The sequence below is a fragment of the Sorangium sp. KYC3313 genome, assembly GCF_052075895.1.
GTDB lineage: Bacteria > Myxococcota_A > Polyangia > Polyangiales > Polyangiaceae > Sorangium > Sorangium cellulosum_B.
The window spans coordinates 1806625-1816952 of sequence record NZ_CP197255.1 but is presented as its reverse complement, the minus strand read 5'-3'; the positions used below and the strand labels follow the sequence as shown (position 1 = coordinate 1816952).

Genomic DNA, 10328 nt, shown 5'->3' with positions numbered 1-10328 from the left:
TCGCGGAGGGAAGGAGCGGACGAATGCTGCCTGCGAGCAACAACGGCGCCGGGATGAGCATCGGGTTTCCGGACGTGTGCCTGACGCCGGTGGGGCCGGTGGTGGTGCCGATTCCGTACCCGAACTTCGCGCTCAACGCGATGGCGGTGAATTTCTCGGTGAAGGTGAAGGTGTCGATGATGAACGCGCTGAACCTCGGCACGACCATCCCGATGACCTTCGGGATGGAGCCCGGGGTGGCGCATCCGCTTTACATGGATGTCGGGGCGTACGTGGCGGGCAACTCCAAGGTGATCATCGAGGGGCTGCCGGCGATCAACCTCACCTGTCCGACGACGGGGAACGCCGGGAACAACGCGGTGGGCGCGGTGCTGGTGCCGAGCGCGGTGAACGTGTTCTACACGTGCGCGGCGGTGCCGGAGGAGGTGCTCCCGGGCCCGGGGAACGTCGCGCACGCGCTGCTGGGCGACGGCGTCGGGGTGATCCGGATCCGGGTGTTCTCGCTGGACGTGCCGGCGCTGGTGTACCGGGCGATGGGGGCGCTCGAGGCGGAGGGGATGCGCGAGCTCGTGATCGACCTGCGCGACAACCCTGGAGGAGAGCTGCGGGCGTTCGTGGAGCTGGCGGGCGATTTCCTGCCGGCGGGGAGCGTCGTGGCGGTGGTGACGGACGGCGACGGGGACGAGACGGTCTATCGGTCGGGGCAGGGGGCGCCGTATGGGGTGCCGGTGACGATCCTGGTGAACCGCGGGACGGCGTCGGCGGCGGAGCTGTTCGCGGGGTGCCTGAAGGCGCACGGGCGAGCGGCGATCGCGGGGGAGCGGACCCACGGCAAGGCGGTGGGACTGGCGCTGTGCGCGGGCGAGGGGGGCGCGCGCATGGCGGCGGCGGTGCGGGTGACGCTGCCGGGGGGGGCGGAGGTGCAGGGGGTGGGCGTGGCACCGGAGCGCGACGTGGGGACCGCGGGGGGGGAGCGGTGAAGCGTAGAAAGAAAAACAGCCCCGGCAGTACATCGATACCGCTCCATGGAGCGACGGCCGGTAGAGGGACCGCTCCCAGCATTGTCAATTCGATCGCCGCTCACCTCCCTTCGGCGCAGACGGCGGCAACCGTGGCTACCCCCGCGACCGTCCTGGCGGCCGCCGGGGCAATGGTCGGCGGCCCCATCGGCGTGGGCGTAGGCATGGTGGTAGGCGGCGTCGCAGGAGCATTGGCGCGATGGTACTGGGGTGGGGGAGCCTCCCAGGCTCCGCAATCGCCGCCGCCGCAGCAGCATCAGCCGCCGCCGCCGCCGCAGCAGCCGCCGCCGCAGCAGCCACCGCCGCAGCAGCCACCGCCGCAGCAGCCACCGCCGCCGCCGCAGCAACAGCCGCCGCCGCCGCAGCAACAGCCGCCGCCGCCGCAGCAACAGCCGCCGCCGCAGCAACAGCCGCCGCCGCAGCAACAGCCGCCGCCGCAGCAACAGCCGCCGCCGCAGCAACAGCCGCCGCCGCCGCCGCCGCCGCCGCCGCCACCACCACCGCCACCGCCACCACCACCGCCACCGCCCGCTCCCACCGCGGAAGAAATCGAGCATGATGCTCTAGTCGCGCTGGGCAATCAACTGATCAATGCTGTCACGGCTGCATCGAGGTCTCCTGACGACGCTCTGAGCCGCTGGGCGAAGGACACGCTCGGACATCTCAGACCATTCGCAGGCTCGGACGGCGTCTTCTGGGAGCCTCTCCAGACGAACACAAGGGCGTACCTCGAGGGGCTGCACATCGACCTTGGCCAACAGGAGCATGACGCTCAAGCACGCCTGAACGCGGTGCAAGACAGGCTCGCGCGCTTCAACCGGCACGATCGCGCCACCTGGACAATCAACCCGGTACGATTCGCGGAAGGCCTCAGCGAAGCCGATATCCCCAAGAGCCCGAGCAATGATCTGGTCCTGAAAAACCTGGCGGAAGGTTACCTCCGAGATGAGCACATCAAGGGCATCAGCGCAGGGATGAGGTATCACCGCCACATCACCGGCGGATCGGGGGGCATCCTGTTCGAATACCGCCAGGAGCCCGATGGCACGGTCACGCCGTACGTGATTGACGTGGCCAACAAGCGTCACGGCAACGACTACGATTGGAAGAAAGGGCCGAAGGGTTCTCCCTACTAATGAGACCCGTGGCTGCAGCCCTTGAGGCCTTCGGTGACTCGATGGCTCGATGCCCTCGAGCTACCCCAGGTGGATCTCCTTCCCGTTGATCGTCATCGTCTCCTCGGTCAGCACCGTCGCGCTCTTCGCCTTCGTCGTCGCGGACCCGTCCACCACCGTGTGGCTCTCGCGCGCGTGCAGGCTGAACAGGTCCGTCACGCGCTGGACGAGCGACGCCGCCTTCTGCACGAGCGACCCCGCGAACACCCGCACCTTGTCGCCGTGCAGGTCCACCTCCGGCCCCCGGAGCTCCACGCCCCGGTCCCCGGATAGCCTGAGCGCCCCGCCCGCGGCCCGGACGTCGACGTCGCCCTGGAGCTCCAGCGTCACCTTGCCCGTCCCGTGCAGGACGCCGATGGCGTAGAAGCGCGCGCCTCGGCCGATCACGAGGAGCACGTCGCCCACCGCGGGCGCATAGGGGAGCGCCAGCGCCATCGTTGCTTCGGCGCTCCCCCCGTCTGGCAGCTCGACCACCACCGCCTGCCCGCGGGCCTCCAGCACGTGCGCCGGCCCCAGGTATTCCTCGGCGCGCGCGGACGTGGCGCGCTCCCGAACCACGGCTCCCTCCGACATGGTTGGTCCCTCCATCCTCGCTCCGGCTCAGTCCTTGCGGAAGCGCTTGTACAGGCTGCCAAGGAGATCGGGCCGCTCTCGCTTCGGCGCGGGCGGCGCCGGGGCCGGCGCGCGCGGCTCGGGCGAACGTTCGACCTGCGGAGCGCGCTCCGGCGCGGGCAGCGGCAGCGGCTCGGACGCGCGCGAGGGCGCGGCGATCGGTGCGGGCGCGGGCGTGGCGATCGGTGCGGGTGCGGGGTCTGCGGCCTGCGCGGGTGCAGGCGTGGCGGCCTGCGGGGGTGCGGAGTCGGCGGCCTGCGCGAGCGCAGGCGCGGCAACCCTCGCGGGTGCGGGCTCTGCGTCTTGCGCGGGCGCAGGTGCAGCTGGCGCGGGCGCAGGCGTGGCCTCCGGCTCGCTCAGATCGACCGTGCCCTCCAGCGGCGACGCGATCGCCGGGACCGCCGCCGCGCCGCCCGTCGCCCACGGCGCGCTCGGGCGCTCGCCGCCCTCCCGCTCGCCGCGTGCCCCGGGTGGCGCGATCGGAAACGGCGCGTGCACCGCGTCGTCCTGGCCCGTGCCTCGGACCCTCACGCTGGGCAGCGACGCTGCCCGCGCCTCGCGCGGCCTCCGCTCGCTCCCCGCCGGCGGCAGCGTGTCGTCGAGCGGGAACGTGCCCTCGAGCGGGTGCGCCCCCTCGCGCGCCGGCCCTCGCCCGGACGCGACGCCCGCGACGCTCACCGGCGCATCCACGACGTCGTCCTCGCCGAGCCGCACCGTGGAGCTCCAGTCCGTCCGCTTCGCGCTCTCCCCCGCGGCCGCGCCCATCGCGCTCGGCGCACCCGCGGGCGCCTCGCTGAGGTCCGGCCACGGCACCGGCTCGTCCCCGACCTCCACGCCCACCGCGGCGCGCAGCGCCGGGAGCACCTCCTCCGAGGCCACCTGGAAGCTCCCGCGGAAGACCACCGCGCAGCGCTCGGCGTCGGGCTGCACGATCAGCGTGTCGCCCACGAGCGGCAGCCACCGCGCCGCGCCGTTCGGCAGGAGGATCGTCGCGAGCGCCCGCAGCGCCGGCAGGCGCGTCGCCAGCGTCGCGTGGTGCTGGCTCAGGCCCTCCAGCACGATCTCCTCGCCGCCGAGCACCCGATCGAACCGCTGATCCGCCGGCGCGGACTGGAAGTACGACCAGTCGAAATCGTCCGGGATCGACGCGATCCCCTCCAGCTCGGCGCGCGCGAGCCCGCGGAGCAGCCGCGTCCGGCTCGGCACGATCGGCGGGATCGGCCCGAGGCCGATGGGCGCGCGCCCCCCGCCCGGCGGCAGCAGGTTGGGCAGCGCGCCGCCGCCCCCCGCGCGCTCGCCGGCGCCGGCCCCGACGCCGAGCGGGTTCTCCGGCTCCCCGGGGCCGCCATACGTGCGCTGGTACTCGATCGGCATCTTCACGAACGGCTCGGGCTGCGCGCCCGCAGCGGCGCCGCCCGCCCGATCGCCCACGACCTCGAGGCGCTTGTCCACCAGCGCCGCGTCCCCGCGCAGGATCGCGAGCCGCACCGCCATCCGCCGGACCGGCGCCCCGCCCGGCGCCCACGCGTGCCCGGTGAGCACCACCTCGGCGCGCGCCAGCCAGGGCGCGAGATCGCTCGCCGCGAGCAGCGGCTTCATCGGGTTGCCCCGCGTGTAGACCTCGCTCCGCACCAGCTCCAGCGGCTCGATCCGTCGCGCCTCGCCGCCGGGCACCAGCGCGAAGCTCGCCTTGGCGACGAGGGTCACGTGGAGCTGGCCGCGGCTGCGCCACAGCGTCGCGCCCGACGCGACAGGGCCGGCGCGGAAGACGTCGAGGGCAGAGCGCGCGGTGGTCATGGGCGAGGGCGCCGCGCCCGCGGGCCAGCGTCAGTTCGTGTTGAGCTCGACGCGCAGGAGCTTGCGGCCGATGAAGAGGTAGTCGCCGTGCGCGAGCTCGCGCTCGCTCTTGATGCGCACGTAGGTGCCGTTGCGGCTGTTGAGATCGGTCAGCGTGAACTTGCCGTTGTGCTCCTCGAGGCGGCAGTGCGAGCCCGACATGTACAGGTCGACGGGGAAGTTCAGGTCGCCGCCCTCGCGCCCGATCTGCAGCGAGGTGCCGCGCGCGCAGACGGTCATGCCGACCGCGCCGCCCTGGAGCACCTGCGTCAGGCGGAACGGGCTCGGGTGCTTCGGCGAGGAGTAGAAGAAGGTCCCGTCCGGATCCTGGCCGTCGGAGGCGCGCGGCGTCGGATCGAGCCGGAAGAGCTGCTCGCCCGCGAGGAACGTGTCGCCCGGCGTGATGTCGATCGTGCCGCGCACGCGGATGTACACGCCGTTCAGCGAGCCCTCGTCGCGCACCACCAGCTTGCCGTCGCGGTAGAAGAAGTTCGCGTGCTTCGGCGAGACGAACGGGTCGTCCGGGAAGACGAGCTGCCCGTTGCGGCCGACGATGTGCTGCTCCGCCTTGAGGTGGAACGAGAGGCCGTCCATGCCCTCGCCGCGGATGAGGATCAGCTTCGCCTTCGCCGGGTTCTGCATGTCCCCGAAGAACAGCGTCTGCGCGTTGAGGATCTCGGGCGGGACCGCCGTTCCGCACCTCCCACAGAACTTGTGGCCCGAGGGGACACCGCTCGAGCAGGAACGGCAGACGTAGTTACGGGCTTGCTCCATCAGCTCCTCCTGGGAGAGTTCGGCGAATTCGCTCTTGGACGAGGGGGTCTTGGGGCCCCGGCCCTGACCGCGCGCGCTCGTCGGGTCGAGCCGGGCGCCCGCGCTGCCGGCCGCGGGCGTCGGGGAGCGCCGGGCCGGCGTGGTCGTCGAGCTCGCCCGGCGCGGCGTGAACAGGGCCAAGTCGTTCGCGCACTCAGGGCAACGCGCGGTGCCCATCGGGCTCCACAGGTCGCACTGGCCACAGACGATGCCAATCTCGTTCTGCTCGGTGTGCAAACGTCTCCTCGGTGCATTGGAGGACCGCGGATCGCGGTTCTCCGACCCGCGCCAGTGGAAGGCCGCCGTGGCGGACCTCCGACCGATGAAGCGAGCCAGGACGGGGAACCCGGGCCGCTGCTCGCGCGGGGTCCCCGACCCGGGTGGAGAGAAACACGGTTCTAGACGTCGATGAGCAGAGGGGTCAAGCTCGAGGTGACGCTGGCGGGACGACGGCCGGCCCTGCTCAGCGCACGAAGGTGAAGCGGCGCCGGTCGTCGCTCCAGCCGGCGCCGCCCCAGAGCCGGAAGACGATCCGCTGGTTGCACGCGGCGCGCGGCTGCAGCCCGAAGTCGCGCGAGTCGTCGTGGTAGCTCCGGTTGTCGCTCAGCAGGAAGACCGTGTCGGGCCGCACCTCGACGCGGTGGCGGCGCTCGAGCGGGGGCCTGCGCCCCGTCGCCCGGGCGTGGAGGCCGGGGCCCATCATCACCATGTCGCACGAGAGCTGCACCGGGTTGCCCGTGGCCGGGTCGGGGATGCTCACCTTCGGCTCGGCGCACGCCGTCTCGGCGTCGTAGCGCTGCCCGTTCACGAGGAGGACGGTGTGGTCGACGTCGACCTTGTCGCCCGGCAAGCCCGCGATCCTGCCGACGATGTGGCTGCCGGGGGCCTCGGGATCCGGGCACCGCACCAGCTCGCCGAAGCCGGGCGTGCCCCGCGTCAGCACGACGACCACGTCGCCCGGGGCGATGCTCGGCGCGAGCGAGGCGCCGAGCATCGGGTCGTTCGGCACCACCCAGACGTCGAGGACGAGGGCGCGGAGCACGACGCCGAGCAACAGCAGGGTTCCGAGGATCCAGAGCAGCCCGTTGAACAGCTTCCGCATGCAGCGGCGCAGCCTAGCGCAGCTCCGGCCGCGGGCGGCGGGCAAGCGCAGCGCGACGACACCGCGGCGCCGTCAACGCAGGCACCCCCGGTACGGCGGCAGCTCGCTCGGGCTCGCGCCCGCCGCGATCTCGCGGGCGGCGGAGAAGAGCTCGGGCCACACGTCGAGGCGGCTGAAATACGAGGTCCCGGTCGTGCGCTCGTCGCCGTCCATCACGCTCGACGAGATCACGCCGACGACGTCGCCCCCCCGATCGCTGCGCGCGGGCCCCCCCGAGTCGCCGGGGCAGATCGAGGCGGTCGCGACGAACTGCCCCGGGTTCACGGCGTCGATCGTGCCGCCCAGCCGCGGCGCGAGGTGGATCGGATCGCGCGAGAGCGCGCAGCGGCCGAAGCCGTAGGGCGTCACCTGCTCCTTCGAGGTCGGCTCGGCCTCGATCCGCGGCGGGAGGGTCGGGATCCCGATGAGGCGCCGCGACAGCACGAGGATGGCGATGTCGCCCTCGCCCGACGTGTAGCCGCAGTCCGGCGACACCACCGCGCGGACCTTCACGTCGCCCCACGGCAGGTGGTCGCCCCCGAGCTCGATCGAGATCGCCTCGGCGTCCTGATCGCGGCGCAGCGTCCTGCCGTTGTCGTCCCGCGCCGCGACGCAATGGTGCGCGGTGAGCACCAGGTCCTCGGTGATGAGCGTCCCCGTGCACGTCACGTCGGTGACGATCCGGACGATCGCGTCCTCGTTCGTCGCCAGCTCGAACGGCGGCCGCAGCTCGAACGGGCGCTGCTCCATGCCCGGCTTCGCCGCGGGGATCGGCAGCCCCGCGTTGGTGATCGGCCGCGCGCAGCCCGCGGCGACGGTGAGGGCGAGCGCGGCCGCCACGGCGGCGCCGCGCCGGTACAACCCTGTCCATGCGGTCGCCACGGCGCCCAGCGTGCGAGCTTGCGGCTGTTCCACCTGAGGGAGACCCTCCCAAGCGCAACCGGTTGTTCTCTCGGACAGCGCCCCCGGTACGAACGCGCCGAGCAATGCCAAAGACTACGGCATAAGTCGGTGACCGTCATTCGACAACGACAGGGTTTCCAAGCTTGGATACGGCCTCGACGATCGCAGATCCCATCGTACGTCTCGCCGTCTTGCCGCCTCGCCGCCTCGTTTGTAGTTGCTCTGTACATTTACGCCTGCGCTTCCGTTCGCGCGTGCGTCGATGTTCTCCGCGCCGCGTTAGCGCACCGCGACGAGGCGCACCTGGCTCGCGCTGCGCGCGTAGGCGTCGAGCGCGGCGCGGGCGGCGGCGGCGTCGACCTGCGGATCCTCGACGCCCGCGGCGACGAGCTGCTCGAGGAAGGCGCGCTGGTGCTCGGACTTCGCCGCGAGCCACGCGGGGCAGGCGCCGGCCGCGCAGGCCGCCGACGCCTGCTCGGACGCGGCGAGGGCGTCCCGGACGCGGCCTCGGCGGACGAGCGCCCGCGCCGAGAGGTGCGCCGCCTCCGGGAGCGCGCGCACCTCGCCGGGCGCCGCGTCGAGGGCCGAGGAGGCGAGCCCCGGCTGATCGCGCTCCAGGTAGGCCGCGGCGAGCGCGGTGACGCTGGCCGGCGTCCTGCCCTCGGCGTAGCGGGCCTCGAGCGCCGCGAGCTCGTCGGCCCCCGCCGCGGCGCGCGACGGCAGGAGCTGCGACGCCCGGACGCTCGGCCCGAGCCCGATCGTCCAGACGACCCCCGCGAGAACCAAGCCGTTCGCGACGAACAACCCGATGCGCATCACCCGACCTCCAGGAACCGGCAGGGACCCCCGGCCGTCGGCGGCGGCCGGCGATCACGGGCAATCGCGCGCGGTAACATGCGGTAAACCCAAGCGACAGCGGGGCGGCGCGAAGGTTCCCGCGAAGCGCGCGCGGCGCGCCATCGTGGTGGGCCGGGTGACCGGCGCACCTACAGGGCGCCGTCCGGCCGTGGGCCGCAAGGCTACTCGCTCGGGAGCACCACCAGGTCGTCGCGGTGGACGACGACGTCGTCGTCGCCGGCCTCCTCGCGCTTCTTCCGCGCGGTGCGCGCGGCGTCGCTCGCGGACATCCGCGCGAGCCCGCGCGCGATCTCGGCGCCGTCCGGGTCGACGACGGCCACGGCGTCGCCGGGGAGGAAGGTGCCGCGCACGCCGAGCACGCCGACGGCGAGGATGCTCCGGTTCTTCGAGCCGATCGCCTCGGCGGCGCCCCGGTCGACGAGGATGGCGCCGCGCGGGCGCAGCGTGTACGCGATCCAGTGCTTGCGCGCGCTGAGCCGCTGCGGGACGGCGGCGAAGAGGGTGCCGACGTCCTCGCCCGAGACGATGCGCGTGATGATGCCCGCCTCGCGGGCGGCGCCGATGACCACGTGCGAGCCCGCGAGCGTCGCGCGCCGCGCGGCCTCGACCTTGCTGGCCATGCCGCCGGTGCCGACGCCGGACGTCGACGCGCCCGCGAGGTGCCGCGCCTCGCGGGCGACGCTGCGCACGAACGGCACCCGGCGCCCGTCGCCGTCGAGCAGGCCCTCGACGTCCGAGAGCAGGATGAGGAGATCGGCCTCGCAGAGCGGGGTCACCATCGCCGCGAGCTGGTCGTTGTCGCCGAACTTGATCTCCTCGACCGCGACGGCGTCGTTCTCGTTGATGATCGGGATGGCGCCCGCCTCGAGCAGCGCGGCGAGGGCGTTCCTCGCGTTGTTGGTGCGGGTGCGGTCCGCGAGGTCGGCGTGCGTGAGGAGCACCTGCGCGACGAGCAGGCCGACCTTGCCGAAGGCCTCCTCGTAGCGCTGCATCAGCACGCTCTGGCCGGCGGCGGCGGCGGCCTGGAGCCAGGCCATGTCCTTCGGGCGCGACTTCAGCCCGAGCTTCGCCACGCCGAGCGCGATGGCGCCGCTCGACACGATGACGAGGCTCCGGCCGGAGCGGCCGCGGAGCGCGGCCACCTCGGCGGCGAGCCGGTCCCACGCGTCGCCGGAGAGGCTCTTCGAGCCGATCTTGACGATGATGCGGCGGCAGCGCCGGAGCGCGGCGCGCGCGGCCTGCGGATCGAGCTCCGGCGCGGCGTCGGCCGCGGCGCGGCCCGCGGCGCCGCCCTTCGGGGCGGTGCGGTCCTCGGTGTCAGTCATGGGGGATGCCGGCGGCGGCGATCTCGTCGAACGCCGCGTCGAGGCGGCGCTCGATGTACTCCGGGACCGAGGCGCCAGCGAGCAGGAAGGCGTCGATCCAGCGCGTGAACTCGTCGCGCAGGTCCTCGGTGCCGCTCGGCAGGACGGTGAAGCTCGCCTGGAGGGAGGGGGACAGCGCGCGGCGCACGGCGCGATCGACGGCGTCGCGGACCCAGCGCGCCTCCTCGGCGTGGACGCGCACGGCGGTGCTCCGGCGGAAGCGCGTGATGTAGCGGTCGAGGAGGTGGCCGAGGGCGTAGACCTCCAGGCCGCGCGCGGCCGCCGCGAGGGCCAGGGCCGGGTTGAGCCGCCGGAGGACCTCCTTCGTGACGAGCTGCGCGGCCTTGCGGAGCGGGGTCTGCTCCGACCCGGGCTCGATGAGCAGCGCGCGCGCGTCGGTGGTGAGGCTGAGGCCGTGGCGGGCGACCGTGTCCTGCACGATGGCCCCGCGGATGCGCAGCAGCATCCGCGCGGGGAGCACCGGGACCGGGATCCACGAGGCGCCTACCGCGAAGGCGGTGAGCACGGCGAGTCGACCTCCGGGAGGCGGGCCGCCCGGGGTGACCTGAGCGGCGGTCGGCTTGTTCGCGGCGGGTTCGGATGACAT

The 10328-nt window shown here is 73.5% G+C and carries 10 protein-coding genes; 2 read left to right on the top strand and 8 right to left on the bottom strand.

The window, feature by feature from the left end; translation table 11 throughout:
- The first annotated feature begins 23 nt into the window (after positions 1 to 23).
- Together ACSRUE_RS07035 and ACSRUE_RS07030 are read left to right on the top strand one after the other, a co-directional pair.
- Complete coding sequence (locus ACSRUE_RS07035; RefSeq protein ID WP_441290342.1) at positions 24 to 980, top strand: S41 family peptidase; 957 nt, start codon at positions 24 to 26, stop codon at positions 978 to 980.
- A gap of 131 nt (positions 981 to 1111) precedes the next feature.
- Complete coding sequence (locus ACSRUE_RS07030) at positions 1112 to 2155, top strand: hypothetical protein (protein ID WP_441290341.1); 1044 nt, start codon at positions 1112 to 1114, stop codon at positions 2153 to 2155.
- A 60-nt stretch (positions 2156 to 2215) separates the two neighbouring features.
- On the opposite strand, the gene ACSRUE_RS07025 is transcribed toward ACSRUE_RS07030, so the two are convergent.
- From ACSRUE_RS07025 to ACSRUE_RS06990, 8 genes are all read right to left on the bottom strand, one after another.
- Positions 2216 to 2767 (bottom strand): DUF3540 domain-containing protein, encoded by a 552-nt coding sequence (locus tag ACSRUE_RS07025; RefSeq protein ID WP_441290340.1) that lies wholly within the window; start codon positions 2765 to 2767, stop codon positions 2216 to 2218.
- 27 nt (positions 2768 to 2794) lie between these two features.
- A complete protein-coding gene (locus ACSRUE_RS07020) occupies positions 2795 to 4603 on the bottom strand; it encodes a DUF2169 family type VI secretion system accessory protein (protein WP_441290339.1) in 1809 nt (602 codons plus the stop codon).
- 30 nt (positions 4604 to 4633) lie between these two features.
- Positions 4634 to 5692 carry an FHA domain-containing protein gene (locus ACSRUE_RS07015; protein WP_441290338.1) on the bottom strand — a complete coding sequence of 353 codons (1059 nt, stop codon included), beginning with the start codon at positions 5690 to 5692 and terminating at the stop codon, positions 4634 to 4636.
- Positions 5693 to 5918: 226 nt separating this feature from the next.
- Entirely contained in the window at positions 5919 to 6557 is a 639-nt protein-coding gene (gene lepB, locus ACSRUE_RS07010; protein ID WP_441290337.1) for a signal peptidase I, read from the bottom strand.
- Positions 6558 to 6629: 72 nt separating this feature from the next.
- Positions 6630 to 7511, bottom strand: a complete 882-nt coding sequence (locus tag ACSRUE_RS07005) for a trypsin-like serine peptidase (protein WP_441290336.1) — start codon at positions 7509 to 7511, stop codon at positions 6630 to 6632.
- A 267-nt stretch (positions 7512 to 7778) separates the two neighbouring features.
- Positions 7779 to 8315, bottom strand: coding sequence for a hypothetical protein (locus ACSRUE_RS07000; RefSeq protein WP_437763257.1), 537 nt, complete (start codon positions 8313 to 8315; stop codon positions 7779 to 7781).
- Positions 8316 to 8518: 203 nt separating this feature from the next.
- Positions 8519 to 9682, bottom strand: coding sequence for a glutamate 5-kinase (proB, locus tag ACSRUE_RS06995; RefSeq protein WP_437763256.1), 1164 nt, complete (start codon positions 9680 to 9682; stop codon positions 8519 to 8521).
- Positions 9675 to 10328: a hypothetical protein gene (locus ACSRUE_RS06990; RefSeq protein ID WP_437763255.1), complete on the bottom strand. Its 654-nt coding sequence runs from the start codon at positions 10326 to 10328 to the stop codon at positions 9675 to 9677. The genes proB and ACSRUE_RS06990 overlap by 8 nt, the downstream gene beginning before the upstream one ends.

What these genes read in the sequence shown, in the direction of transcription:
- ACSRUE_RS06990 (WP_437763255.1), bottom strand. Translation starts at nt 10,328, where the DNA reads ATGTCATCCGAACCCGCCGCGAACAAGCCGACCGCCGCTCAGGTCACC.
- proB (WP_437763256.1), bottom strand. Translation starts at nt 9,682, where the DNA reads ATGACTGACACCGAGGACCGCACCGCCCCGAAGGGCGGCGCCGCGGGC.
- ACSRUE_RS07035 (WP_441290342.1), top strand. Translation starts at nt 24, where the DNA reads ATGCTGCCTGCGAGCAACAACGGCGCCGGGATGAGCATCGGGTTTCCG.
- ACSRUE_RS07025 (WP_441290340.1), bottom strand. Translation starts at nt 2,767, where the DNA reads ATGTCGGAGGGAGCCGTGGTTCGGGAGCGCGCCACGTCCGCGCGCGCC.
- ACSRUE_RS07000 (WP_437763257.1), bottom strand. Translation starts at nt 8,315, where the DNA reads ATGCGCATCGGGTTGTTCGTCGCGAACGGCTTGGTTCTCGCGGGGGTC.
- lepB (WP_441290337.1), bottom strand. Translation starts at nt 6,557, where the DNA reads ATGCGGAAGCTGTTCAACGGGCTGCTCTGGATCCTCGGAACCCTGCTG.
- ACSRUE_RS07020 (WP_441290339.1), bottom strand. Translation starts at nt 4,603, where the DNA reads ATGACCACCGCGCGCTCTGCCCTCGACGTCTTCCGCGCCGGCCCTGTC.